24 protein-coding genes and 1 tRNA gene are annotated in these 25032 nt (G+C 38.9%); 20 read left to right on the top strand and 5 right to left on the bottom strand.

Annotated elements, in window-relative coordinates; translation table 11 throughout:
• Positions 1 to 305: 305 nt before the first annotated feature.
• The 7 genes from UXI14_RS15945 (at position 306) to UXI14_RS15915 (ending at position 7553) form a co-directional block, all read left to right on the top strand.
• A complete protein-coding gene (locus tag UXI14_RS15945) occupies positions 306 to 644 on the top strand; it encodes a hypothetical protein (protein ID WP_277900558.1) in 339 nt (112 codons plus the stop codon).
• A 197-nt stretch (positions 645 to 841) separates the two neighbouring features.
• Positions 842 to 1936: an alpha/beta fold hydrolase gene (locus tag UXI14_RS15940; RefSeq protein ID WP_335966977.1), complete on the top strand. Its 1095-nt coding sequence runs from the start codon at positions 842 to 844 to the stop codon at positions 1934 to 1936.
• A gap of 434 nt (positions 1937 to 2370) precedes the next feature.
• Positions 2371 to 2727: a dihydroneopterin aldolase gene (gene folB / locus UXI14_RS15935; protein ID WP_277900556.1), complete on the top strand. Its 357-nt coding sequence runs from the start codon at positions 2371 to 2373 to the stop codon at positions 2725 to 2727.
• A 91-nt stretch (positions 2728 to 2818) separates the two neighbouring features.
• A tRNA-Cys gene (locus UXI14_RS15930) sits at positions 2819 to 2889 on the top strand.
• Positions 2890 to 3092: 203 nt separating this feature from the next.
• On the top strand, positions 3093 to 5168 hold the full coding sequence (locus tag UXI14_RS15925; RefSeq protein WP_335966976.1) for a hypothetical protein: 2076 nt from the start codon (positions 3093 to 3095) through the stop codon (positions 5166 to 5168).
• A gap of 119 nt (positions 5169 to 5287) precedes the next feature.
• A complete protein-coding gene (locus tag UXI14_RS15920) occupies positions 5288 to 5842 on the top strand; it encodes a gluconate 2-dehydrogenase subunit 3 family protein (protein WP_277900554.1) in 555 nt (184 codons plus the stop codon).
• The gene (locus tag UXI14_RS15915; RefSeq protein WP_277900553.1) at positions 5835 to 7553 is read left to right on the top strand and encodes a GMC family oxidoreductase; all 1719 of its coding nucleotides are present in this window, start codon (positions 5835 to 5837) and stop codon (positions 7551 to 7553) included. The genes UXI14_RS15920 and UXI14_RS15915 overlap by 8 nt, the downstream gene beginning before the upstream one ends.
• A gap of 2 nt (positions 7554 to 7555) precedes the next feature.
• Here the strand turns inward: UXI14_RS15915 and UXI14_RS15910 are convergent, their stop codons facing one another.
• Positions 7556 to 8449: a tetratricopeptide repeat protein gene (locus UXI14_RS15910; RefSeq protein ID WP_277900552.1), complete on the bottom strand. Its 894-nt coding sequence runs from the start codon at positions 8447 to 8449 to the stop codon at positions 7556 to 7558.
• 210 nt (positions 8450 to 8659) lie between these two features.
• On the opposite strand from UXI14_RS15910, the gene UXI14_RS15905 reads away from it, so the two are divergent.
• A complete protein-coding gene (locus tag UXI14_RS15905; protein WP_335966975.1) occupies positions 8660 to 8800 on the top strand; it encodes a DUF6364 family protein in 141 nt (46 codons plus the stop codon).
• Positions 8801 to 8912: 112 nt separating this feature from the next.
• Positions 8913 to 9335 carry a PIN domain-containing protein gene (locus UXI14_RS15900; RefSeq protein WP_335966974.1) on the top strand — a complete coding sequence of 141 codons (423 nt, stop codon included), beginning with the start codon at positions 8913 to 8915 and terminating at the stop codon, positions 9333 to 9335.
• 46 nt (positions 9336 to 9381) lie between these two features.
• Here UXI14_RS15900 and UXI14_RS15895 read toward each other — a convergent pair whose 3' ends face one another.
• The gene (locus UXI14_RS15895; protein WP_277900550.1) at positions 9382 to 10530 is read right to left on the bottom strand and encodes a DNA polymerase III subunit delta'; all 1149 of its coding nucleotides are present in this window, start codon (positions 10528 to 10530) and stop codon (positions 9382 to 9384) included.
• A gap of 195 nt (positions 10531 to 10725) precedes the next feature.
• Here UXI14_RS15895 and UXI14_RS15890 point away from each other — a divergent pair, with 195 nt between their 5' ends.
• From UXI14_RS15890 to UXI14_RS15880, 3 genes are all read left to right on the top strand, one after another.
• On the top strand, positions 10726 to 11916 hold the full coding sequence (locus UXI14_RS15890; RefSeq protein ID WP_335966973.1) for a phosphoglycerate kinase: 1191 nt from the start codon (positions 10726 to 10728) through the stop codon (positions 11914 to 11916).
• Between the two features lie 143 nt (positions 11917 to 12059).
• Entirely contained in the window at positions 12060 to 13646 is a 1587-nt protein-coding gene (locus UXI14_RS15885) for a lytic transglycosylase domain-containing protein (protein ID WP_277900548.1), read from the top strand.
• A gap of 19 nt (positions 13647 to 13665) precedes the next feature.
• Complete coding sequence (locus tag UXI14_RS15880) at positions 13666 to 14673, top strand: DUF4837 family protein (RefSeq protein ID WP_335966972.1); 1008 nt, start codon at positions 13666 to 13668, stop codon at positions 14671 to 14673.
• 97 nt (positions 14674 to 14770) lie between these two features.
• Here UXI14_RS15880 and UXI14_RS15875 read toward each other — a convergent pair whose 3' ends face one another.
• On the bottom strand, positions 14771 to 14965 hold the full coding sequence (locus tag UXI14_RS15875) for a twin-arginine translocase TatA/TatE family subunit (RefSeq protein WP_277900546.1): 195 nt from the start codon (positions 14963 to 14965) through the stop codon (positions 14771 to 14773).
• Positions 14966 to 15145: 180 nt separating this feature from the next.
• Here UXI14_RS15875 and UXI14_RS15870 point away from each other — a divergent pair, with 180 nt between their 5' ends.
• From UXI14_RS15870 to UXI14_RS15855, 4 genes are all read left to right on the top strand, one after another.
• Entirely contained in the window at positions 15146 to 16021 is an 876-nt protein-coding gene (locus UXI14_RS15870; protein ID WP_277900545.1) for a M23 family metallopeptidase, read from the top strand.
• 6 nt (positions 16022 to 16027) lie between these two features.
• Complete coding sequence (locus UXI14_RS15865; protein WP_335966971.1) at positions 16028 to 17521, top strand: GH3 auxin-responsive promoter family protein; 1494 nt, start codon at positions 16028 to 16030, stop codon at positions 17519 to 17521.
• Positions 17522 to 17636: 115 nt separating this feature from the next.
• Positions 17637 to 19328 carry a hypothetical protein gene (locus UXI14_RS15860; RefSeq protein WP_335966970.1) on the top strand — a complete coding sequence of 564 codons (1692 nt, stop codon included), beginning with the start codon at positions 17637 to 17639 and terminating at the stop codon, positions 19326 to 19328.
• A gap of 5 nt (positions 19329 to 19333) precedes the next feature.
• Positions 19334 to 20401: a hypothetical protein gene (locus tag UXI14_RS15855; protein WP_335966969.1), complete on the top strand. Its 1068-nt coding sequence runs from the start codon at positions 19334 to 19336 to the stop codon at positions 20399 to 20401.
• An 86-nt stretch (positions 20402 to 20487) separates the two neighbouring features.
• On the opposite strand, the gene UXI14_RS15850 is transcribed toward UXI14_RS15855, so the two are convergent.
• On the bottom strand, positions 20488 to 20694 hold the full coding sequence (locus UXI14_RS15850) for a uracil phosphoribosyltransferase (protein WP_277900541.1): 207 nt from the start codon (positions 20692 to 20694) through the stop codon (positions 20488 to 20490).
• 48 nt (positions 20695 to 20742) lie between these two features.
• Between UXI14_RS15850 and UXI14_RS15845 the strand changes: the two genes are divergently transcribed.
• Positions 20743 to 21666: a DUF6427 family protein gene (locus tag UXI14_RS15845; protein WP_335966967.1), complete on the top strand. Its 924-nt coding sequence runs from the start codon at positions 20743 to 20745 to the stop codon at positions 21664 to 21666.
• On the opposite strand, the gene upp is transcribed toward UXI14_RS15845, so the two are convergent.
• Positions 21655 to 22311 carry a uracil phosphoribosyltransferase gene (gene upp / locus UXI14_RS15840; RefSeq protein WP_335966966.1) on the bottom strand — a complete coding sequence of 219 codons (657 nt, stop codon included), beginning with the start codon at positions 22309 to 22311 and terminating at the stop codon, positions 21655 to 21657. The genes UXI14_RS15845 and upp overlap by 12 nt on opposite strands.
• A gap of 164 nt (positions 22312 to 22475) precedes the next feature.
• On the opposite strand from upp, the gene UXI14_RS15835 reads away from it, so the two are divergent.
• The 3 genes from UXI14_RS15835 to UXI14_RS15825 are packed head-to-tail and all read left to right on the top strand — an operon-like array spanning position 22476 to position 24954.
• Positions 22476 to 23075, top strand: coding sequence for a DUF4254 domain-containing protein (locus UXI14_RS15835; protein ID WP_335966965.1), 600 nt, complete (start codon positions 22476 to 22478; stop codon positions 23073 to 23075).
• Between the two features lie 14 nt (positions 23076 to 23089).
• Positions 23090 to 24127 (top strand): glycosyltransferase family 9 protein, encoded by a 1038-nt coding sequence (locus UXI14_RS15830; RefSeq protein WP_335966964.1) that lies wholly within the window; start codon positions 23090 to 23092, stop codon positions 24125 to 24127.
• Positions 24124 to 24954 (top strand): alpha/beta hydrolase, encoded by an 831-nt coding sequence (locus UXI14_RS15825; RefSeq protein ID WP_335966963.1) that lies wholly within the window; start codon positions 24124 to 24126, stop codon positions 24952 to 24954. The genes UXI14_RS15830 and UXI14_RS15825 overlap by 4 nt, the downstream gene beginning before the upstream one ends.
• The last annotated feature ends 78 nt before the right edge of the window (positions 24955 to 25032 follow it).

Raw genomic sequence — 25032 nt, 5'->3', positions numbered from 1 at the left:
AGTAAGCCTAAAATTACTAGTATAAAAAGGCGTGAAACTCAACTTACCGACTAGAGGTACTGGTATACCTTGGAAACGATAAGAGAGCCCACGCCCGCGGTCGTGAGCAAACTTACTTATCATCTCGTTTCCATAAAAAGTACCAGTTTTCTAGTCGAGACTCAAAGCAATTGCTTCTAATATTTTTCTAAAAGAAGAATCACAAAAATAGCCCTTTATCTTATAAGGCTCCACCAAATATAATTAAAATATTTTAACGACACAAACGTCGTTGAAATATTTTGATTTATTCTCTTCCTTTGAGTATGATTGATGAGGAAACCATTTTACATTACACCACTTCAATAGAGATGGTACTAAAAGAGCTAAGAGAGGAGAAAGGAATTGCTTCAGGACTAGGCAAGCAAGCATCTCAATCATTTGTTAATGGTGATTTCGAACAAAAGTATGGTTTCACAACAAATATGGGCCGAAACGAGTCTAACCCAAATTTTGAGATGAGGACTTTATTTTACCTCTGTGATTATTTTGATATTTCTGTAATAGATTTTTTTAAAAGAGTCTTTAATAAAAGGGAAAAAGAAATTTCCGATTTTTTAAAGATTAAAGAAAAAAGAAGGGAAAAACGTAAAAGATATAAATGAGCCAATCCAATGTGATTGGTATTTTTCTTTCATGGGGTTTTGGATTTCAGTTATTGCTCCTTGGCAAAATCTTTTTAACGTTTCATGGACTATCCATGATTTATCCCAGGCTTATTTATAAGAGATGCAACAATGTGATTAAAATTTTGATAGCATGCAACAAAGGTTTTATTTAATCTTCAAGATAAAGTGATTCAATGAAACAAATTATTTGTAGTGCCCTAAATTTAATTCTTCTTATTGCCCTTGTAGGGTGTAAAAACCCTAAAAAATCAGAACAGCAGAATTTTATTTCACCTATTTCCGAAAATGTCTCTTTCGAAAATTCCAAAGACCGTATTACCTTCAAGGGAACTTTATCTTTACCAAATGAACCGTCAACTTTTCCTGCTGTTATTCTAATAAGTGGAAATGGTAGAAATAACAGAGATTCTGAATTTGGTGACCATAAACCCTTTTTGGACATTTCCAACTATTTGACTAAAAACGGTATTGCGGTGTTGAGATACGACAAAAGGGGAGTGGGACAATCAGAGGGGAATTTTGATGCTGCAAATTCATATGATTTTGCCGAAGATGTAAGTGCTGCTCTAGATTATCTTTTAACGAGAAAAGAAATTCAAAAGAACAATATTGGCTTGATAGGTCACAGTGAAGGAGGTCTAATTGCGCCTATTGTAGCTTCAAATTCATCAGCTATAGCATTTATAGTTTCATTGGCGGGACCGAGTCTGCCAGGAGATAAAATCTTACTAAACCAACAAAGGGCCCTTGCTGAAATAAGAAGGGTGGACCAAGTTAAAATAAATCGATTGCAGAAAGTAAATCGAGAGGCATTTGAACTTGTAAAGCAGAATAAAAACGATACTGTTTTGAAAGAAAAAATGATAGCCTATATCCAGGAAATATCTAAAAACGACCCTGATAAACCAAAAGATATGACCTATGAAAAGTATGTGTCGGCACAAGTCAATTCGATATTAAGACCGTGGATGATCAATTTCTTGAGATATGACCCGAAAGTATATATAAGGAAAGTGAAATGTCCTGTTCTTGCACTTAACGGCTCAAGGGATTTGCAAGTTTTAGCAAAAGAAAATTTATCGATGTGGAAAAAGGTATTAGTGGAATCAGGCAATAAAAATGTAACTATTAAAGAACTTCCAGATTTAAATCACCAATTTCAGACTTGTGAAACAGGATTGCCAAAAGAATATGCAACGTTAAATGAATCATTTTCTCCTATTGCCTTACGCGAAATGACAGAATGGATAAAAAAACAAGTAAGATAAAGCTGCCAATAGCTATGCGTTCGTATGATCGGAACGTCATTCACTCTGATAGATTGTTGAATTTAGCAATGTCTTAACTTGGGTAAGGCTACATTTTTTGGGAGGAGGTCACATTGTCGAAAGCTGTTTTAAATCATCGAAAGTTTATGTGGGTTTCAGTAAAAGCACCGATAGCTTCCCGCAAGCCAATGGGGGAGGTTAACGGAATGCCGTGCAAATTATTTAAGGGCCAACTCACGTCATATAATACAATCTCCCAATAGAATAAATACTATTGGACAGGACAAAGGATCAATTTCAAAATTTTTTGTAACAGAAATGTGCTAAATTTGTTACAGGCTGTAAGTTGATATGGATCAAAATATCAAATTACATCCATCTTGTTTCTATAAACTCCTAATTTTAGCAGTACTTTTGCAGAAAAATAATTTGGTGTGGGAATAATAAAAGTAACCAATATACAGGTATATGCCTATCACGGCTGTTTGGTAGAAGAAGGAAAAATAGGCAGTGATTATCGGGTAGATGTAGAGGTGAAGGCCAATTTACAGCCATCTGCGGCGAGCGATCAACTTAAAGACACGGTAGATTATGTACAGATAAACCGTATTGTAAAAGAAGAAATGGCCATACGGTCAAAGTTATTGGAACACGTAGCCAAGCGGATTATCGACCGGATTTTAGAAGAAATAGCTATTGCCGATCAGGCCACGGTCGAGGTTTCTAAAATAAATCCGCCCATTGGCGGCAATGTAGAGCAGGTAACCATACAAATGACACTTGCCAGATAGTTTATGGTTTCAACCTTTAAGTTTTTAAATTAAATAAAAAACTCTTTTGGATTAAAAGCGATATTTTTGTTACATTTGCCGTCCGTAAAAGGGCATCGTGGCCGAGTGGCTAGGCAGAGGTCTGCAAAACCTTGTACAGCGGTTCGAATCCGCTCGATGCCTCAAAAATCCACCTTTTTTGAGGTGGATTTTTTTATGCCCCGAACCATGCGTTTCCAAGCAGACACAGCATCAATTTTTAAATGACCATTAAAAAGAAGTTACAGGCTCACCGAAAAAATAAACGTACATCTTACTATTTATCAGGCAATAGTTTTTTATTTTAGTGGATTAATACCAACCATTTTAACCAATTAAACCGCTTTATGAAAACCTATTTTTTTATTGCTATTTTCCTAAAAACCCTCTTTTTAACTGCTCAAATCCCTGTTTCCATACCCGAAAATCTCGCTGAAAACGAAACAAAATTCAAACTTCAGAAAAAAGAGATGGAAGTGACGTGGCCCATCGCAAATAAAAATGTGGCCAAAATGATACTTAGCCTTGAAGCAAACAAGCCTTTGTTCCGTTCCATCGGCATTATTGAAAATGGTAATTTGAAAGAAATAGCCACGCAATTGGAGCCCCGTTTTTTAATAAATGTTGGCAAAAGAACCTTAAAGCCTGAAAACGGATGGACCATTTTTTTTGATAAGGTGCCCACACGGCCCTATACTTCACATGTGCTGGAACTCAATAAAAAGGAGGTAAAGGTTACCAAGAGCGGAAACCGGACTAAAATTACAATAGGGGAAGTTACGGCACCCGATTTTTCCGGGAACATTGAAATAACAATCTATAATGGCGTGCCCCTTTTCAATATAGCAGCGGAGGTTGCTACCAAAAAAGACAGTACGGCGATTCTGTATGATGCCGGGCTGGTTGGTGCCAAAGCATGGGATAAAATTGCATTTATGGGCAATGGACATACGTTTCAGGAAATAAAACCGTCAATTGAAGATAAAAGTATAAATACAGCCGTAAAATACCGAACCATTATCGGCAGTTCCAAAAATGGGGCAATCGCTGTCTTCCCGCCTCCGCACCAATATTTTTACCCCTTGGATGAGGCCTTCAACTTAAAGTTTACCTGGTATGGGGCCAATTACAGGGAAATGATCCCGGGATATGGTATCGGTATTCGGCAGGATCCGGAAGGCGATCATAGATATGTGCCATGGTTTAATGCGCCCCCGGGAACGGAACAACGGCTTAATTTCTTTTGTTTGCTGGGCGTCGATGGCCCGGACGCATTGTTGGACTCGGTAAAAAAATATACACATGCCGACACATACAAATCCATTCCATCCCATAAAACAATGGCAAGTCATTTTCACAATGAATTTATAATGAACGTGGTAATGAAAGGGGGACCGGTCCCGCAAAAACCTGAATTTGTGGATGTTTTTAAGCAAATGGGGGTCGATATTGTCCACTTAGGGGAATTCCATTACACGGCGCACCCGAAAGGTCCCGATCCTAAGCGCTTGTTGGAACTGGACGCGTTGTTTGAACAATGCAGGCGGCTTTCTGACGATACATTTCTTCTGCTCCCCGGGGAAGAGCCCAACGAGTTTCTGGGCGGACATTGGATGGCCCTGTTTCCCAAACCTGTTTATTGGGTTATGAACAGGGAAGACGGTAAACCCTTTGTCTCCGAAGATGAAACCCATGGAAAAGTATACCGGATAAAAGACAAAGACGAAATGTTGCGTTTGCTTGAACTGGAAAAAGGATTGGCATGGACGGCCCACCCGAGGATTAAAGGCTCTACCGGATATCCCGATGCATATAAAGAGGAAGTGTTTTTTAAATCTGACCGGTTTTTGGGCGGCGCATGGAAGGCCATGCCGGCAGACTTGTCCCAACGACGGTTGGGGCTTCGCGTACTCGACTTAATGGACGATATGAACAATTGGGGCCTTCGGAAAAAAGTAATTGCCGAGTCGGATCTTTTTACCATTGCCCACGAAAACGAAATGTATGCCCATATGAACATCAATTATTTAAAAATGGACGCATTGCCAAACTTTAAAAATGGATGGCAACCGGTTTTAACGGCCATGACAGAAGGAAAATTCTTTTCAACTACAGGGGAAATTTTAATTCCGTTGTTTTCGGTAAACAATTCAGCTTCCGGGCAAACCGCATCGGGAGCCCAAAAAAAGAAAGCAACGATACAGATGAAGGTCGATTGGACTTTTCCCTTACATTTTGTGGAAATCGTAACTGGCGACGGGGAAAAAACGTATAGGGAGCGTATTTCCCTTGACGATACAAGAGCGTTTGGAACCAAGAATTTTTCGTTTTCCGTTGATCTGACCGGAAAAAAATGGGTGCGTGTAGAGGTTTGGGACGTTGCGGTAAACGGTGCCTTTACCCAAACGGTATACTTGGAATAAACATCAATTACGTTAAAATAAAACGCTTTTTTACTTTTATTCAACATTATTTTTATATTTACCTTCTATCATTAATCGTGCTGAAAAACAGATTGATGACAAACTAAAACGTTAAATCCATGAAAAGACGTACTGCTATTCGAAACCTTGGCCTGGTAACGGGAGGGCTTTTTTTATTGCCGTCCTGTAATTTTTCTGAAGAAAGGGTGCCTTTGGTGCTTAGCAAGCTTAAAATTACCACAGAAGAAGAAATATTGTTGGAAGCTATGATAGATACCATACTTCCGGAAACCGATACCCCGGGCGGGGTTTCGCTAAAAGTGCAAAATTTTGTCTGGACAATGCTGGACGATTGTGCCTCGCCAGAACAGCAAGCCTCTTTTTTAAATGGGTTAAGGGGGTTTAATGCATCCGTTAAGGAAAAACATGGAGATAATTTTGTTGATATGGACAAAAAGGAAAGGTTAGCAACATTGCAAAACCTGATGGACGATGAAACTTTAAACAAAGACCTTTCAAACTTTTTGCATACCACCAAGCATACAGCGGTTTGGGGCTATAAAAACACCGAGTATTACATGACGCAGTTAATGCCTTACAAATTAATTCCCGGCGCCTTTTCATACAGAACCAAAACAATAGACCCTAACGAAAAAATAAACATCAATGCCTAATTTTAATATAGATAGTACAAAGAAAAATACATTCGACGCGATTGTAATCGGTTCTGGAATGAGCGGGGGATGGGCTGCCAAGGAATTTACCGAAAAAGGCTTAAAAACCTTGGTGCTGGAACGTGGCCGCAATGTAACGCATATAAAAGATTACCCCACCACCAATTTAATGCCTTGGGAGGTAAAGGATGCCAACCAAGTTTCATACGATGTAAAAAAGGAAAACCCTATTGCCGCAAGGTGTTATAATTTTAAGGAAGATTCACAGCATTTTTTTACCAAAGACAAAGAACAGCCTTATATACAAGAAAAGCCTTTTGATTGGATCCGGGGCTATCAAACCGGGGGCAAATCATTGCTTTGGGCACGGCAGACCCAACGGTTGAGCGATTTCGATTTTGAAGGCCCCGACCGCGATGGTTTTGCAGTAGATTGGCCTATCCGCTACAAAGATTTGGCGCCTTGGTACAGCTATGTAGAAAAATTTGTGGGAATTTCTGGGGAATACGATGGTTTGGAAACGCTTCCCGATGGTGAATTTTTAAAGTCGATGGGGTTAAATGCCACGGAACAGTATTTTAAGGAAGTGGTTGCCAAAAAATACAACAACCAGCGCCATGTAATTTATGGCCGGTGTGCACATATTACCGAAAACAAGGAAATTTTCATGAAACAGGGCCGGGCCATGTGCCAAACCCGTGACCTCTGTAGGCGTGGTTGTCCGTTTGGCGGCTATTTTAGCAGCAATGCAAGCACCCTTCCATGGGCCCAGAAAACCGGAAATTTAACCATGCAGCACGATGCCGTGGTACATTCCGTTATTTATGACGATGAAAAGGAAAAGGCTACCGGAGTACGGGTAATCGATGCGAAGACCAAGGAAATGACCGAATATTATGCACCGGTTATTTTTGTAAATGCAAGTGCATTTAATTCTAATATGATTTTACTGAACTCTAAGTCCAAACGTTTCCCGAACGGCCTTGGAAATGATAATGGCCTTTTAGGAAAATACATAGCCTTTCATAATTACCGGGTAAGCATTAGCGCCGAATACGATGGGAACCTGGACAAAACCACCACGGGAAGAAGGCCAACAAGCGGTTATGTGCCCCGTTTTAGAAATATCCATAAACAGGAAACTGATTTTTTAAGGGGCTATGCTGCCGGTTTTGGCGCATCCCGACAGATTATTCAAGACTCCGAGGGTCTGGGAGAAGCATTAAAACAAAACTTGGTAAGCCCGAAATACGGAAACTGGCGGGTGGGATCGCATATGATGGGGGAAACCATTCCGAAAGAAGAAAGTACGCTTAGTCTGGATACAGAAAAGACCGATCAGTACGGGATTCCGCAGCTGCGTATCAATTTGGATTACGACGACAACGATGAAAAAATGATTGCAGATTACGTAGAACAGTTTACCGAAATGTTCGAAGCGGCAGGATTTACCAACATAAAAGCCCATGACATCCCCGATAAAGCGCCCGGTTTGGACATACACGAAATGGGCGGGGTACGTATGGGCCACGATCCTAAAACATCGTTGCTAAACAAATGGAACCAATTGCATGCCTGTAAAAACGTATATGTAACCGATGGTGCCTGTATGACTTCAACAAGTACGCAAAACCCTTCGCTTACCTACATGGCATTAACCGCCAGAGCGTGTGACCATGCAATAAAAGCATCTAAAAAGGGGGAGGCATAGTTTTACGGGTGCGCTTCAATAATTTTCCTGGCATTGTCATTTTCAGGGTTTAATTCAAGTGCCTTTTTATAGGCCTGTATGCCTTGGCCTGTTTTTCCCAGCTTTAATAAGCATTCGCCCAGGCTGTCGTATGTATTGGCAGCTTCGGGATAGAGTTCGGTATTGATTGTAAATATTTTTAGGGCTTCTTCATTTTTGTCCTGGTTCATTAAATTGTACCCAAGCATGTTCAGCATGTTTTCAGACACGTTATAGGTCGCTTCATCCCCTTTTTCAAATTCAGTTTTAATTAATGTTATGGTTTTGTCGATGGAATTGGTTTCCTTGTAAAAAGTGCCCACTTGCTTTAATTTCATTTGTCGGTGCTTTTCTCTTTGCTCTGCGAGCGTTGGCACATAATAATACTGGCGCTCTTCGTCGGTTACTTTGGTGGTGTCGGTTTTGTATTGCGCCATTATGGTATTCCCGTTTCCATCATCTGTTTGTACATATTGCGTACCATAGATTTGCGGCGCTCCCCTTCTCATCAAGTCTCTGTCCACCGCAGCCGCATACCACCATCTGTTAAGCGAGGGATCCATATTAATGGCCTTATCAAAGCAGGTAACGGCCATTTTAGAAGCAATGGTGTCGTTTCCGTGCTGAAAGATAATCCCGGCATTGAGGTAATCTTGAGCGGTTTTAACTTTTCCGTCTTTTAACAGCTTGTAAACTTTTGTTCTTCTAATGCTGTCCTGTTCAATTAAGGCCTTCCAATCCCCGGCGGCGAAAGTGTTCATTCGTGCTTTTTGGTCGGCATCGGCCATTTGTTGCAATTGGATGTTATTTTGTGCGTTTAAATAGGTTGAAGTGGAAGCGATTAGCAAAAGCAAGCGTAATTTTAATAGGGTGTTCATTTTATTAAGTTTTGTGTTGATTGTTGGTTACACGCATAATTTATTGATGAAAAACTAAAAATGCGATTAAAATCGTAATTTACAGTAAATATATTTTCATCATTAAAAGTTTAAGAGATGTTTAACAAAGCACGTGTGCATGAAAAATGAATAGCACGTGTTGTGGATTTATTTCTTGTCTTTGCAAGCGTAATTTACAATGCTATTATTATGAACACCAAGTTGACATTAACAATTGAAAAAGAAATAATTGAACGCGCCAAAAATTATGCAAAAGAAAAAAATAGAAGTTTATCGGATATCATTGAAAATTATTTAAAAATGCTTACTGAAAAAGGAGCAAAAAGATGAAGGCGAAAATTTAAATGCAATGGTGGCGTCTTTAAAAGGGTCTTTTAAAATGCCGAAGGATATGGATTACAAGAAGGAACTTAGAAATCGTATAGAGAAAAAATATTTATAAATGGATAAGGCTCTAATTGATACAGATGTTTTAATGGACTTCTTTTTTGATCGAAAACCATTTTCAAAATATGCAACTCGAATATTAAACGGCTGTGCAGAAAAACAATTGGAAGGGTATACCACTCCTGTGATAATTTCCAATGTATATTATTTGCTTAGAAAAGCAGTAAGACACGATATAACTATAACGAAGATAAAGCAACTTTTAACGATTGTCGACATCATTGAAATTGATAAAAATGTTGTTTTAAAGGCACTTAACTCCGAATTCAAAGATGTTGAAGATGCATTGCAGAATTTTTCTGCAATAGAAAACAAAGAGATCAAAATTATCCTGACCAGAAATATAAAGGACTTTAAAAAAAGCCGGCTTTCAGTCTTTACACCAGAAACCTACTTAAAAGGAAAAACCGCAATCTAATCAATCTAACTTGTCTAACAACATCTACCATTCTTACCAATCTAATTCACTCCTTGGCATGTAGCAACCGGGTTAATTTTATGGAAAGGTCGGTAAAAATTATTTTGCCGTTTCCGTTTCGTTCCACATGATAAATAGCATCTTCCAATTCACGGGTAATTTCTAAAATATTGCCTCCGTGCACAAAAGGCGCAAATTTTTCCAGTTGAAAGTTTTCGGCAGAAAAATCCATAAAAGCCAATTGCTGGGCTTGATAGTTAACAAGCATTGCCTGGCGGAAGACATCCATGCAAAACTGAAGGAACTTTTTTTGCGTTTCACGTCCCGTTTTGGCCACTTCGTCACTCCATAAAAGCAGATCGTGAATAACCGCCTTGTTTCCGCGTGCCTTAAAGGCGCTTCGTACCCAAAGAACAAACCATTTCTCGAACACCAGATCTTCCGAATCGCGGTTTACCAAATCAATTGCTTTGTTATAATTTCCGTTGGCCTGGTGTGCTATTTTTAGGGCCGTGTTTTCATCCAGGCCTTTTTTTTGCAGCGCATCGGTAATTACAGCTTCTGCCAGTGGCGGAAAATGCAATAGTTGGCAACGGGAGCGTATGGTTTGTATTATCTGCTCTTCGTCTTCGGCAATTAAAATGAAAAAGGTTTTATTGGGTGGTTCTTCAATAAGTTTCAGTAATTTGTTGGCCGCAGCGGTATTCATTTTGTCGGCCATCCAGATAATCATGGCTTTATAACCGCCTTCATAGGCTTTTAAAGAAAGCGACTTTACAATATCCTGCGCTTCATCTACCCCAATCTGGCCTTGTTTGTTTTCAATTTCCAGTATTTGGTACCAGTCAAAAAGATTTCCGTACGGCTGTTCTTTTATAAATGTGCGCCATTCTTCCAAAAAATGACTGCTTACGGGGTTTTTCTTTATTTTTCCGTTGGCCGCCACCGGAAAGGCAAAATGCAGGTCGGGATGAGATAGGTGGTCGAACTTTAAATTGCAGGAAGCATTTCCCGTATTGTTTTCGGCTCCGGTATTTTTACACAGAACATATTGTGCATAAGCTACGGCCATGGGCAAAACACCGCTTCCTTCTGCTCCTACAAAAAGCTGTGCGTGCGGGATACGGCCATTATCGGCACTGTATGTTAAATGCTTTTTTATGTGTGGCTGGCCTAAAACTTCGCTGAATAGCATACAAACAACTTTATGCCGTGAAAGTAACCTTTCTTGTTTGTTTGTACAAGTGTTATTTGCTTTAAAAAGCACCTTAAACGTTAACGGTGCCGGGAATCAACAAATTTAATGCCGTTTTAACTTTATATAACACGCATTCTTTTCTTACCTTCCCATAAATAATTAAATTAGCGGCTTAATTAACCTTAGTATATAATGAAGACGATAGACGATTTTAATTTTGAAAATAAAAAAGCACTTGTCCGTGTAGATTTTAACGTACCATTGGATGCCGATTTTAACGTAACAGACGCCACACGGATCGAAGCGGCCAAACCGACCATTATAAAAATTTTGGAAGACGGCGGAAGCGCTGTATTAATGAGCCATTTAGGAAGGCCAAAAGGCGAAGCAAGAGACGATATGTCTTTGAAGCACTTAGTGGCAAAAGCTTCTGAAATAATTGGCGTTCAGGTAAAATTTGTAGACAAGTCTATTGGAAGAAAAGCCGAAGAAGCGGTAGCAAGCCTGGAGCCGGGAGAAGTTTTATTGCTGGAAAACCTCCGTTTTTATGCGGAAGAGGAAAAAGGAGATGAGGCCTTTGCCGAGCAGCTTTCAAAATTGGGCGATATCTATGTGAACGATGCCTTTGGCACTGCACACCGCGCACATGCTTCCACAACGGTCGTTGCTAAATATTTTGGGCAGAACAAATGCTTTGGGTATTTGCTGGCAAAAGAAATTGAAGCTATTAAAAAAGTAATGGAAACGGGTGAAAAACCGGTAACGGCAATTTTAGGGGGCTCTAAGGTATCTTCAAAAATTACCATCATTGAAAATATATTAGACAAAGTAGATCATTTGATTATTGGCGGAGGAATGACCTATACGTTTATAAAAGCCCAGGGCGGCAAAATAGGGGATTCCATTTGCGAAGACGATAAACAAGAACTTGCGTTGAGCATTTTAAAAGAAGCCGAGGCCAAAGGTGTAAAAGTACATTTGCCGGTTGATGTAATTGCCGCCGATGATTTTAACAATGATGCAGAAACGCAAATAACTCCGGTAAACGAAATTCCCGATGGTTGGCAAGGGCTTGATGCCGGGCCTAAAACATTAGAGAATTTCAAAGAAGTTATTTTACAATCAAAAACCATTCTTTGGAATGGCCCGATCGGCGTTTTCGAGATGGAAACTTTTTCAAAAGGAACCATAGCCATTGGTAAATTTATAGAGGAAGCTACCAAAAACGGGGCTTTTTCCCTTGTTGGCGGAGGAGATTCTGTTGCGGCGGTAAAACAATTTGGCTTCGAAAATAAAGTAAGTTACGTATCGACTGGCGGTGGTGCAATGCTGGAAAGCTTAGAAGGGAAAACATTGCCCGGAATTGCTGCTATTCTTGCGTAAGGAAAGAAATTTTACATAAAAATAATACAAGTCCTTCAATTTTTTTGAAGGACTTTCTTTTTTTAACAAAATTGATGCGATTTTTTTTCAAAAAAATACGACTTTTACAGATTGTTCGTCCAAAAGTAAATTTATATTGATTCATGAAGCATGTATGTGTAGCACTGTTATTCAGTGCTTTTGGCTCCCTCGCCTTTGCCCAGCAACTAGTACCAACAACGCAGCGTAATGATAAAGAGCTGGAAGTATCCAGCGATACCACGAGCATTGTTGAAGATGATTTACTAAAAGATTTAGATTCTGTAACAATAGACGGAAAACGCTATACTTTACAGAAGCAAACGGCTATTTATGGATATGCAGACCATCCGCAGGCTAAAAAAATAGATAGCATGTGGCTAAACGAATTCCTAGCCTCCGGTCTTTACGATACCATTTATCAAGATATAACAAACCTTGATTACCAACCAATAGAATACATAGATTTGCCAACAGACACTTTAAAGGCCAGGTTGGCAAAGCTTAACCAGAAAACGCCTTTCAATGTGGAATACAACCCCTCTTTGGAAAGTGTTATAAAAATGTTTTTAAAAAACAAGCGGGAATTCCTTACCCGCGTCATGGCCAGGAGCAAGTTTTATTTCCCGCTATTTGAACAGCAATTGGACAATTACGATATTCCTTTGGAAATTAAATACCTGGCGGTTATTGAGTCGGCTTTAAACCCAAAGGCAAAATCAAGGGTTGGCGCGACCGGGATTTGGCAGTTTATGTTCCCTACCGGAAAAATGTACGGATTGGATGTTAGCAGTTATGTAGATGAGCGCAGTGACCCCATAAAGTCTACCGAGGCCGCCTGTAAATATTTAGGGAAACTCTACGAAATGTTTGGCGATTGGGATCTGGCATTGGCAGCCTATAATTCGGGCCCCGGAAATGTTAACAAAGCCATTAGAAGAAGTGGCGGCTATAGCAATTACTGGAATATCAGGCCGTTCCTGCCCCGTGAAACTGCTGGGTATGTGCCCGCCTTTTTGGCTACCATGTATATTATGGAATATGCCAAAGAACACGGCTTTAATGATTTTGCATCAGAAGAGGGCGGCTATTATTTTGAAACAGATACTGTCCATGTAAAAAAACTAATCACTTTCGATCAAATTTCAGAATATTTACAAATAGACAGGGAACAAGTGCAATTTTTCAATCCTTCCTATAAGCTGGACATTATCCCCTACATAGACGATGAAGGCTACGCCTTAAGACTTCCAAGGAAAGCCATTGGTCGTTTTGTAGCCAACGAAGATACCATCTATTCGCGCGTGGCCAAAGAACTTGAGAAAAAAGAAAAGCCATTGCCACAATTGGTAGAAACAAGTGCGCAAATACGGTACCGTGTAAAAAGTGGTGACTATCTTGGTAAAATAGCCGAAAAATATGGGGTGCGCGTTAGCGAGCTTAAACGTTGGAACGGATTGAGAAATAATAATATCCGTGTGGGCCAACGACTAATTATTTACCCTAAAAAGCCCATTGCGGCAACTACAAAGCAAGCAAAAAGCAGGACAAGCCAAACGGCTCAAAAAGAATATATTGTACGCAGTGGCGACTCTCTTTGGAGCATCTCCAGAAAATTTCCAGGAATTTCTATTAAAAATATCCAAGAATGGAACGATATTAGCGGTAGTAAATTAACACCCGGCACCAAACTCGTGCTATGTAAATGTTAATGACAAAAAACCTGAAACAATGAAAAAACTTTTAATGGGATGTCTGGTATTTTTGCTAGTGTTGTCTTGCAAAGACAAAAAGCAGGAAAAATACCTTCCGGATTCTGTGGGGGCCATCAATACCTTGGCAATAGTAATAGACAACAACATGTGGAAAGGCAGGGTAGGAGATTCTATAAGAAAATACTATGCTGCTGCCGTAGATGGACTTCCATGGGAAGAACCGCTTTTCTCTATCCACCAAATGCCCCCGGAAGTATTTACCGATTTTGCCAGAAATAGCCGTAATATCCTATTGGTGCAAAAAGATTCTTCTAAAGTAGCCGGAATAAAAGACGACTTATATGCAAAGCCCCAAAGAGTGGGCATTGTTAAAGCCCCTACCGAAGATGAACTTATTGCAGAAGTAGCCAAAACGGCACCAGAAATAATAGCTTCCTTTAAAAAGAACGACATCCGCGAAAGCCAAGAGCGCTTTACAAGGTCCCTTAACAGGGAAACGGCCTTGAAAGAAGAATTGGGGGTTTCCCTCACAATGCCCTCTATTTATAAAATTGCCAAACAGGAGAACAACTTTTTCTGGATAGAAAGGCAAATACGCAAGGGAACCATGAATATTTTGGTATACGAAATGCCTCTAAACAGCATACCGAACGATTCTACAAGAGTCGATGCCATTATTAAAATGCGCGATTCTATTGGCCAAAAATACGTCCCCGGAAGGGAAGAAGGAATGTACATGATTACCGAAAAAGCATATGCACCTTATGTTTTTAGTGCAAAGATTGCCGGAAGGAACGCCATAGAGACAAAAGGGATGTGGGAAGTAAAAAACTTTATGATGGCCGGCCCGTTTATTAACTACATTGTTGAAGACAAACCGAACAACCGTTTACTGGTAATTGAAGGGTTTACCTTTGCGCCGTCCACCAATAAACGTGATTATATGTTTGAACTGGAGGCCATTTTAAAAACCCTTAAGTTTGACGATAAAGACAAAGGGGAATTGGCAAAAGCCGAAAAATAAAACCTTTTATGAAAATAAATCAAAAAGCCCATTTGCAATTTATCGCAAATGGGCTTTTTGATTAAATCATATTTTAAAAAACAACTAACGGTATGTATTAGTTATTTTCTTTTTTCTGATCAACATTTGATTCTTCTTCTTTTGAGGCATCTTTAAATTCTTTGATACCGCTACCAAGACCACGCATCAATTCCGGTATTTTCTTTCCCCCGAACAAAAGGAGTACTAAAATAACAACAATTGCTATTTGCCATGGACCAACAATTCCTAGTAAAATGTTTAATGATATCATTTTAAATAAATTTTAGACAACAAAGGTAATAAGAAATGTATACAAAAAACCATCTTTTTTCTTAAAATCATCACTTTTACCACTTTGCAAGTTTAAATGTAGGCAAAAGTAAACTTCAGTAGCGTTAAAAAAAAACAAATTCATGTATATAAAAGGTGCTAATAATTATATTTGCCCTTAATGATACAAAAGAAGAAAAAGAGAAAAAGAAAGCAGATTAAAAAGAAACTGCTTCACAAGTACAGGCTTGTTATTTTAAACGAGGATACTTTTGAGGAGAAGCTTTCGTTTAAACTCAACAGGCTCAATGTTTTTGTGCTTGGAACACTTTTCTCTGTCTTTCTTATTGCTTTTACAACGTTGCTTATTGCTTTTACCCCATTGCGGGAATACATACCTGGATATTCGTCTACGGCCCTTAAAAGGCAGGCAATAGACCTGACTTATAAAACCGATTCCCTTACGGCCACTTTACGGGCCAATGAGCTTTATTACGATAAAATCCAAAAAGTACTGAAAGGCGAAATAAACACACAGGAAATTAATAAGGATTCGTTGTTTGAAGAATTTAAAAGGGATACCATAACCGCAAATTTGAGTCCGAACAAACAAGATTCCCTACTCAGGGAGCGCGTTGCCACGGAAGATAAATACAATTTGTTCCAATCGGCCACAAGTGCTTCAGACTTTGTCCTTTTTCCGCCGGTCAACGGAACATTGTCTCAAGAATACAACATTCAAGAAAAACATTATGCCGTAGATATTTTAGCACCAAAAGATACGCCCATTAAGGCCGTAGCCGACGGAATGGTAATTTTTGCCGAATGGACTGCCGAAACCGGATATGTATGTATAATAGAGCACGAATCCGGGTTAATTTCGGTTTACAAACACAATTCGGCATTGAGCGTCCATCAAGGAGATCAGGTCAAGGCGGGACAGGTAATCGCCATAATTGGCAATACCGGAGAACTTACCACGGGCCCCCATTTGCATTTTGAATTGTGGAGCGAGGGCTACCCGGTAAACCCTTCAAATTACATAGATTTTCAATAAAAATATATGAGCCTTAAATCGTTTGCAGCCAAAATATTTGCAAAGTACATTCATTTTAAAAACACAAAATGGATAACAAATCCGGTAGCTGCCCAAAACCATGTATTTAAAAAACTTATTGAGCAGGCCCGGGAAACACAGTTTGGTAAGGATCACCAGTTTGCAGCAATTGCCACCTATAACGATTTTACAAAAAAAGTTCCCATTCGCGATTATGAAGACCTAAAACCGTATGTGGAGCGTGCCGTAAATGGCGAAAAGGACATTCTCTGGAAGGGAAAGCCTATTTATTTTGCAAAAACATCCGGGACAACTTCGGGAGCCAAATATATTCCTATTACCAAAGCATCGATGCCCCAGCATATCCAAGCAGCACGAAATGCCATTTTAAGCTATATTCATGAAACCGGAAATGCCGATTTTGTTGACGGGAAAATGATTTTTTTACAGGGAAGCCCGGTACTTCAGGAAAAAAACGGCATAAAATTAGGCCGCCTTTCAGGAATCGTGGCGCATTATGTGCCCGGATATCTTCAAAAAAACAGAATGCCGAGCTGGGAGACCAATTGTATAGACGATTGGGAAACCAAGGTCGATGCCATTGTAACGGAAACGCTTCCGGAAAACATGACGGTAATAAGTGGAATTCCATCGTGGGTGCAAATGTATTTTGAAAAGATTCAGCAGAAAACTTCAAAAAAAGTAGGAGAAGTATTTAAAAACTTTAATTTATTCATATACGGAGGCGTTAATTATGAACCGTACCGAGCAAAATTCGAATCGTTAATAGGAAGGAAAGTAGACAGTATTGAACTTTTTCCTGCCAGTGAAGGCTTTTTTGCCTATCAGGATTCTCAAAAAGAAAAGGGCATGCTTTTGTTGCTCAACGCTGGTATTTTTTATGAGTTTGTAAAAGCCGATGAATTTTTTGATGAAAACCCGGAACGCATTACCATTGAAAAAGTTGAGGTTGGCGTAAATTATGTAATGATTATTTCTACCAATGCCGGACTTTGGGCCTATAATTTGGGCGATACCGTTCAGTTTACATCTGTTAAGCCATACCGCATAATTGTTTCCGGTAGGATAAAACATTTTATATCGGCATTTGGCGAACACGTGATTGCAAAAGAAGTGGAGCAGGCCATGAAAGAGGCCACCCAGCAATTTAATGTTGCCATCAACGAGTTTACCGTGGCACCGCAAATAACGCCCGAAGGGGAAGAACTGCCATACCATGAATGGTTTATTGAATTTGAAAGGCAGCCGTCCAACATGCATGGTTTTGCCGAAAAATTAGATGAATCCCTTCAGCGGCAAAACAGTTATTATTTCGATTTAATTCAGGGGAAGGTATTGCAACGCTTAAAAATAACGGCCTTAAAAGAAGGAGCGTTCACGGCCTATATGAAGTCGCAGGGCAAGCTTGGAGGACAAAACAAAATACAACGGCTGGCAAACGATAGAAAAATAGCCAACTTTCTTACAAAACAAACATAGAGTCACACTTTTTTATGCCTTAGTTATCTTATTATAAGGATATTATGTAGGTATACCCTTATAAAAAGTGCACAAATTAAAAAAGAACTTGTATTTTTGTACAGTAAAATACCTTATGAGTAAAATTAGATCAAGAACAAGGGCTCAAGAATCTTCAGGGGCCATCGAGCGAATGTACATCGCCATGAGACATCTTTTTAATCGGGGCTTTTACAAACCTATGGGCGTATCGGGAGAAACACTACGCGAAGCATTATTACAATTGCGTCCCGAAATATATGGTTCGGTCGCAGAACCAAAAACAGAACTGAATGGGCTTGTATACATTCTGGACAGGCTTCCCGTTGGAATAGAACAGTGCAGATATATTAACTTAACATCAGAAGAAGGCTATAAAAATTCGAGTTTTGATGTAATTATCCCCCCAAAAAGAAGAAGAAACTGTTACCGAATCGATGAGGAGCAGATGAATATTGAGATTACCCGCGGGCGTTCGGACATATACGATATTCTTACCCATTTAACTTTTTTGTTTATCGAGTCTCATAAAATAGCCGACCGTGTTTTTATAGAAGAAACAGGTCAGACTATCCGGGATTGGCAAAAACTGGAAGAAGCGGCCTATAAAAAGAAACTTAACCAGTCTGAAAGGGAAATTGCATTAAGCCATACGGCCAGTATTTTAGGAAGGACTTTTGAAGAATGTCTGGCGGCACATAAGGTTTTTGCCACGAAAGATAATCCGGAACGCTTTTTAAACATTGTTTACTGGATGGGAAAAATAGCCCTCGAAGAATTAATCGATGGTTACAAGCGTTCCATAACGTTTAGCCCCGTGCTCAGGGAACGTCTGGGGCATCATATTCACGGAGAAATTTGGGCCAACAATATAAAACGCATCCTAAAAAAGAACAATCTGTTAAACCGCCCGTTGCATATTATAAGCGCTAATATGCACAGCGTTATGAACTCTATTTTTGCTTCCGCAGTATTGAAAAAAGAATTTGCGGCACAGAAAAACGATTACGATGTATTTGAAATGTTGAGCCAGCCGGAGAGCAGTTTTTTAAGGGGTAAAGTAAAGGCATATGCCGAGAAGAACGGAATGATAAGCATTGACGACACATCTGGAACGAATATTGATGTGCAAATTTTTGATACGGCAAAGATTGATTTTGATAAAATAAATTTTACTTTTGATGCCAAGGCAGCAAAAAATGAAATGCCCGTGCTGTTTGTAATGGATTATGCTTTTGGAGAACAGGCCTATGAAACCATAGACGAATTTTTAAAACCTTACAGGGTTAAAGGAGAAGATAAAATATTCCTGAACATAGATTCGGTTTCAATAATGGGAAAAGCGGGTATTTTGGAAGGCGGGAAGGGCGATTTAATGATACCGAGCGCGCATATCTTTGAAGGCACAGCCGATAATTATCCTTTTAAAAACGAACTTTGTGCCGAAGATTTTAAAGGAAATGGATTACGTGTTTTTGAAGGAACAATGATAAGTGTGCTGGGAACCTCCTTGCAAAATAAGGACATCCTGAAATTCTTTTACGACAGTACGTGGAACGTAATCGGATTGGAAATGGAAGGGGCGCATTACCAAAAGGCAATACAATCGGCTTCCAAAATACGCAAAAGTATTTCAGGCGATGTAAAAGTACGGTATGCATATTATGCTTCAGACAATCCATTGGAGACAGGAAGTACCTTGGCATCTGGCGGATTGGGTATAACAGGCGTAAAACCAACTTATTTAATAACGAAGAAAATTTTAGAGCAGATTTTTAATAATAGCTAACAAACATGAGCGAGCATACACAACCTAACAATCAGCATAATAATTCCGAAGAAATTGACTTGGGACAACTTTTCAAGTTAATTGGGGACGGGTTTAGAAAGTTTTTCAACTTTATAGGAGATATCTTTAAAGGGATTTTTAATATTATTATTTCCTTTTTGCTTTTTATACAAAGGCATATTATAAAATTTGTAATTGCCGGTGTAATCGGTGTTGTTGTTGGTGTCGTTTTGGACATGAATAAAGCGCCTAAATATGTTTCCACCATGGTGGTGGAACCAAACTTCCAAAGTGTGCAACAGCTTTACAACAATATTAATTTTTATAATGAATTAGCCGAAGCAGAAGATTCGGTCGCCTTGGCCGAAGCATTGGGCATTGAAGTGCATGAAGCTTCGGCGGTTAAAAAAATTACCGCAGAATCCTATTCGGACGAAAATCAAAAGGTCAAGCTTTTCGATGAATTCGTAAGAAGCTTGGATACAACAACGCGAAGGGCTATCGATATGGAAAAGTATCTAGAGAATTTTAATTCTTTTGACGCAAGATATCATACCATAATTGTTGAAGCAACCAACAGCATGGTCGCCAAAAAATTACAGAACCCCATCATTACCTCTATTTCTTTGAATAAATATTTTCAAACGCAAAAAGAAACGAGTACAGAAAATATTGAACTACAAAAAGAAATCCTTAACGGGCAGTTGGCAAAAATAGATTCCCTTCAGCAGTTGTATAAAAGGGTAATGGAAAAAGAGGCATCCAAACCAATGCAGGGGACCAATATATCCTTGGGCGAAAATGGGGATAAGGAAAGCAGGGAATTGGCATTAATCAGGGAAATCGATCAGATTAAAAACAATTTAGTGGAAATTAATGAAGAAGAAGCCAATAAATCCAGCATACTTAATGTAATATCGGACTTCCCGAGAAGGGGCGTTGAAATGAAAGGGATATTTAAGAGTTATAAATTTTTGGTGCCAATAGCTTTATTGGGCATTCTCTTACTTGGCCTTTCTTTATTAGAGCTTGATAAGTTCTTGAAAGAGGTTGCCAGGCAGCAGCAAAAATAAAAAGAACATATGTATGTAGATATAAACAAAAAAATCCTGTCTCAATGACAGGATTTTTTTGTTATTTGAATAAATTTAGTAGCAAACTAAGCAGATTGGTAGGTATCTTTTTCTTGTTCGCTATATATTTTCATTTGTTTCATCCAATAAAAAAATGCAATAAAACCAATGGTTATAAAAATACAATTAATAATATTGGACAACCACCAGCTATGTATAGAGCGTAATCCGTCTAAAGGAATAAACAAAACGTTCTCAAATAAATCCTGAATACCATAGAAAAAGTCACTCATCAGTAAAAGATATATTAAATTTACAGCGCAAAAATACAAAAACCAGTTATGATATCAAGCATTTTTGGAAGAACTAATCCCGTTAATTTTTTAATTGTCTCCCTTTTTCTTAGCTTTTTTTTAATAGGCGGTTACTTTTTGTATCTTGATATTGCCTTTAGCACACAAACATTATGGTTGCTGGTAGAATCTTTGGCATTAGTTTTAATGATCTTGTTTTTGGTTGATTTTATCAATAAAAAAAATAATCTGACCAAGGGAAATTCCTACACCGTTTTGTTTTTTGTATTGCTATTTTGTCTTTTCCCTAAGATATTTAACGAAATCGACCTTCTTATTTCCAACGTTTTTATCCTTATGTCATTTAGAAGGATAATAAGCCTTAGGTCTAACCGCGATGTAGAAATTAAGATATTTGATGCATCACTGTGGATTTTTGTGGCCAGTTTTTTTTACAGTTGGGCACTCTTTTTTATTGTTTTGGTATTTTTTGCCTTGTTTCTGTACAAAAAGAACGACTATAGAAATGTATTAATACCATTTGTAACGTTGTTTGTTGTTTTAATCTTAGCGTTTACGTTTTATTTTTTAACCAATAAGATAAATGGTTTTTACGACTTGTTGGATTTTTCGCCAAGGTTTGTTATTGAAAAATACGAAGACATTAGATATATTGTTCCGTTAATATTTATGTGCACAATGGGCGGCTGGGCTGCCATCGTTTTCTTTTTGAAAAAGCAGAGCAAAGCCTTTAAAACAAGGGTTCCCGGCATTTTGGTAATGTTGCTTTTGGGGGTTTCTATTCTTGTGGCCATATTGTCTGAAAGCGCTAATACATCCGAGCTTGTTTATGCCCTTTTTCCTTTGGCTGTTATTATAGCCCGGTATGTAGAATCGATAAGGCGTTTGTGGCTTAGGGAAGTTTTTATAAGCACCTTTATAATAATGCCCTTTATTGTGTTATTTCTGTAACTTTTCGCCAAATGCCAAGTCGCCGGCATCGCCAAGGCCAGGTATTATATAGCCCTTTTCATTAAGTTTGGCATCAATGTCGCCAATCCATAAATGCGTTTCCTTGGGAAGTTTCTTTTGTAAAAAGGCAATTCCGGGTCGCGCACCGATTACAGACAAAATATGGACCTCTTTTGGCAAACCTACTTTGGTAAGCGCATCAAAAGTTGCCAAAATAGATTGTCCGGTGGCGAGCATGGGGTCGGCCAAAATCAATGTTTTATTGTCCAAATCTTGAGAAGCCAGATATTCCACATGAATTTCAAAATCGGTTTCAGAGGTATGGCAACGATATGCAGAAATAAACGAACAATCAGCCCCATCCAAGTAATTTATAATGCCTTGATGCAGCGGTAATCCGGTACGCAGTATTGAACATACCACGATTTTGTTCGAAATTTCAACACATCCTTTTTTGCCTAAAGGAGTGATGGTTTCCTTATCGGAAAAGGAGAAAGACATGCTCATTTCATAAGTCAGGATCTCGCCAATGCGCTCTATGTTCCGCCTAAAGCGCATTCGGTCTTTTTGAATGGATTGATCTCTTATTTCTGATAAAAAATGATGAAGAACGGAATGTTTTTTACTTAGTTGATGAATGTACATACGATTATATTTTTGAAGCCCTTTTTTAAAAACACATAAAATGAAGCTGAAAACTTTCGCATTGCCACTGTTTCGATTCATTTTACAGAAGAAATTTAAGGAATTATCCCTATTCACAGCCTATTAAATAAGTATATTTGTGGTTTCAATAAAAACTACAGAATATGTTCAGCGAATCTGCATTTAAAATATTTGATGAAAGTATTGCCAAGTATCATATAAAAGACGATGTAAACCAACCTTTTGAAAACCCATATCCAAAAGATAAGATAGCACATTTGTTGTATCGAAAAAATTGGATCGATACAGTGCAGTGGCATTACGAAGATATTATAAGAGATCCTAATATAGACCCGAAAGAAGCATTGGAGCTTAAACGCAAAATAGATGCCTCTAATCAAGATCGTACCGATACGGTTGAGTATATAGATAGTTATTTTTTAGACAAATACAAAGACGTTCAGGTAAAGGCTGATGCCACCATTAATTCCGAAAGTCCGGCATGGGCAATCGACCGGCTGTCTATTTTGGCTTTAAAGATATATCATATGAAAGAAGAAGCGGAACGGGAAAATGCTTCAGAAACACATAAAGCACAATGTAAAGCAAAGCTGAATGTTTTATTAGAACAAAAAAAAGACCTTTCCACGGCAATTGATCAATTATTACACGATATTGAAACCGGAAAAAAATACATGAAAGTGTATAAGCAAATGAAAATGTACAACGACGAATCGTTAAATCCGGTGCTTTATAAAAAATAATTGGGTTTTATTCAATGAAAAGCAAGCATATTCTAGCAATTCGGTTTTCTGCGGTAGGCGATGCAGCCATTGCCGTGCCTGTGTTACGCTGTTTACTTCAGCAGAATAAAAATTTAAAAGTCACCGTAGCCACAAAATCTTTTTTAAAACCTGTTTTCGAAACGGTAGAAGGCATTGAGGTGGTATGTGCAGACATTCGCGGAAAACACAAAGGATTAAATGGGCTGCTGAAATTTTATGGCGAGATAAAACACCGAAAGTTTACCGCCATTGCCGATTTGCACGGTTCGTTGCGGAGCAATGTATTAAAAGCACTTTTTCTTTTTAACGGAGTTCCTTCTAAAACAATTGATAAGGGACGCGCTGAGAAACGAAAATTGGTAGCCGGAAAAGCATTTAAGCCATTAAAAACAACTACCGAACGTTATGCCGATGTTTTTAGGGCCTTAGGCCATAAAGTGGACCTGTCAGGAGATGTTTTCCCGCCTCCGCAACAAATAAATGCTAAAACGTACTCAATTGTAGGGAAAGACACAAAAAAGTGGATAGGGATTGCCCCTTTTGCTTTTTTCGACACAAAAATGTATCCGTTGGATTTAATGGAAAAAGTAATTGCGTACCTTTCAAGGGCAAATAACTACAGACTCATTCTTTTTGGCGGAATAAAGGAAGAAGCAGAATTAAAACGATTGTCGGAAACATATCAAAACACCATCTTCACATTCGGAAAAATTTCATTTGAAGAAGAAATCAAACTTATTTCAAACCTCGACCTTATGGTTTCTATGGACAGCGGAAATGCACATTTGGCAGCCATGCAAGGGGTAAAGGTAATTACGCTTTGGGGAGTAACGCATCCGTATGCCGGGTTTTATCCGTACAAACAACCTGAAGGTTATGGTTTGTTGTCCAATCGGGAAAAGTACCCGTTAATCCCCACATCGGTATACGGAAATAAGGCGCCAGAGGGTTATGCAGCTGTAATGCGTAGCATTCCGCCGGAAAAAATCATTCAAAAAATAGAAGAAGTAACCAAAAACCAACCTTCATGATACGAATAAAAAAAGCAGAAATTTTTTTAATGATGATGCTGACTTTTCAACTCCTTTCAGCTCAAGAAACAACGTACAAAACCATTACCAATATTCATTATTACGATGAAGCAACCAATGCCTCGGATGCATATATCAACGAACGTTGCGTGTTGGATTTGTACTATCCTACCAATGCTGAAAATTTCCCGACGGTGGTTTGGTTTCATGGTGGCGGACTTACGGGGGGCTCTAAAGAACTTCCCGAAGCATTAAAAAATAAAGGAATGGCGGTTGTAGGGGTTAATTACCGTTTAAATCCCAAAGTAAAAGCACCAAAATATATTGAAGATGCCGCCGCGGCCGTGGCATGGGTCTTTAAAAATATAAAGGATTACAAAGGCGATGCAGGCTTAATCTTTGTTTCGGGCCACTCGGCCGGCGGGTATTTAACAAGCATGATTGGCTTGGACAAATCGTATTTGGCGGCTTTTGGCATAGATGCCAATGATATTGCAGGATTGGTTCCTTTTAGCGGACATACCATTACACATTTTACCGTTCGGCAAGAACGGGGAATTCCCGGAACACAACCTATAGTTGATAGTTTGGCACCCTTGTACCATGTTCGCAAAGATGCACCGCCCTTGTTATTGATTACCGGGGACCGCGAGCTGGAAATGTTGGGTAGGTATGAAGAAAATGCGTATTTAATGCGGATGATGAAAGTGGTCGGCCACAAAGAAACAACGTTATATGAAATGGATGGTTACGGACACGGAATGACCGAACCTGCTTTTCCGTTATTGGTAAAAGAAGTACACCGTATTATGAAGGAGAAAAAATAAAAATCAGGAAATTGAGCTGGTATATTACTTTTATTTAAAAATAATTAGCAACACATGTTGAATATGGCAAATCCTGTG

The sequence above is a fragment of the Galbibacter sp. PAP.153 genome (genome assembly GCF_037029175.1).
GTDB classification, from domain to species: domain Bacteria; phylum Bacteroidota; class Bacteroidia; order Flavobacteriales; family Flavobacteriaceae; genus Galbibacter; species Galbibacter pacificus.
Note: the sequence above shows the minus strand (reverse complement) of the source record. Positions and strands in the feature narration are given on the sequence as shown.

What these genes read in the sequence shown, in the direction of transcription:
- UXI14_RS15835 (WP_335966965.1), top strand. Translation starts at nt 22,476, where the DNA reads ATGTTCAGCGAATCTGCATTTAAAATATTTGATGAAAGTATTGCCAAG.
- UXI14_RS15915 (WP_277900553.1), top strand. Translation starts at nt 5,835, where the DNA reads ATGCCTAATTTTAATATAGATAGTACAAAGAAAAATACATTCGACGCG.
- upp (WP_335966966.1), bottom strand. Translation starts at nt 22,311, where the DNA reads ATGTACATTCATCAACTAAGTAAAAAACATTCCGTTCTTCATCATTTT.
- UXI14_RS15945 (WP_277900558.1), top strand. Translation starts at nt 306, where the DNA reads ATGATTGATGAGGAAACCATTTTACATTACACCACTTCAATAGAGATG.
- UXI14_RS15905 (WP_335966975.1), top strand. Translation starts at nt 8,660, where the DNA reads ATGAACACCAAGTTGACATTAACAATTGAAAAAGAAATAATTGAACGC.
- UXI14_RS15865 (WP_335966971.1), top strand. Translation starts at nt 16,028, where the DNA reads ATGAGCCTTAAATCGTTTGCAGCCAAAATATTTGCAAAGTACATTCAT.
- UXI14_RS15920 (WP_277900554.1), top strand. Translation starts at nt 5,288, where the DNA reads ATGAAAAGACGTACTGCTATTCGAAACCTTGGCCTGGTAACGGGAGGG.
- UXI14_RS15850 (WP_277900541.1), bottom strand. Translation starts at nt 20,694, where the DNA reads ATGAGTGACTTTTTCTATGGTATTCAGGATTTATTTGAGAACGTTTTG.
- UXI14_RS15925 (WP_335966976.1), top strand. Translation starts at nt 3,093, where the DNA reads ATGAAAACCTATTTTTTTATTGCTATTTTCCTAAAAACCCTCTTTTTA.
- UXI14_RS15900 (WP_335966974.1), top strand. Translation starts at nt 8,913, where the DNA reads ATGGATAAGGCTCTAATTGATACAGATGTTTTAATGGACTTCTTTTTT.
- UXI14_RS15890 (WP_335966973.1), top strand. Translation starts at nt 10,726, where the DNA reads ATGAAGACGATAGACGATTTTAATTTTGAAAATAAAAAAGCACTTGTC.
- UXI14_RS15875 (WP_277900546.1), bottom strand. Translation starts at nt 14,965, where the DNA reads ATGATATCATTAAACATTTTACTAGGAATTGTTGGTCCATGGCAAATA.
- UXI14_RS15855 (WP_335966969.1), top strand. Translation starts at nt 19,334, where the DNA reads ATGAGCGAGCATACACAACCTAACAATCAGCATAATAATTCCGAAGAA.
- UXI14_RS15870 (WP_277900545.1), top strand. Translation starts at nt 15,146, where the DNA reads ATGATACAAAAGAAGAAAAAGAGAAAAAGAAAGCAGATTAAAAAGAAA.
- UXI14_RS15910 (WP_277900552.1), bottom strand. Translation starts at nt 8,449, where the DNA reads ATGAACACCCTATTAAAATTACGCTTGCTTTTGCTAATCGCTTCCACT.
- UXI14_RS15860 (WP_335966970.1), top strand. Translation starts at nt 17,637, where the DNA reads ATGAGTAAAATTAGATCAAGAACAAGGGCTCAAGAATCTTCAGGGGCC.
- UXI14_RS15830 (WP_335966964.1), top strand. Translation starts at nt 23,090, where the DNA reads ATGAAAAGCAAGCATATTCTAGCAATTCGGTTTTCTGCGGTAGGCGAT.
- UXI14_RS15885 (WP_277900548.1), top strand. Translation starts at nt 12,060, where the DNA reads ATGAAGCATGTATGTGTAGCACTGTTATTCAGTGCTTTTGGCTCCCTC.
- UXI14_RS15825 (WP_335966963.1), top strand. Translation starts at nt 24,124, where the DNA reads ATGATACGAATAAAAAAAGCAGAAATTTTTTTAATGATGATGCTGACT.
- UXI14_RS15880 (WP_335966972.1), top strand. Translation starts at nt 13,666, where the DNA reads ATGAAAAAACTTTTAATGGGATGTCTGGTATTTTTGCTAGTGTTGTCT.
- UXI14_RS15940 (WP_335966977.1), top strand. Translation starts at nt 842, where the DNA reads ATGAAACAAATTATTTGTAGTGCCCTAAATTTAATTCTTCTTATTGCC.
- UXI14_RS15845 (WP_335966967.1), top strand. Translation starts at nt 20,743, where the DNA reads ATGATATCAAGCATTTTTGGAAGAACTAATCCCGTTAATTTTTTAATT.
- UXI14_RS15895 (WP_277900550.1), bottom strand. Translation starts at nt 10,530, where the DNA reads ATGCTATTCAGCGAAGTTTTAGGCCAGCCACACATAAAAAAGCATTTA.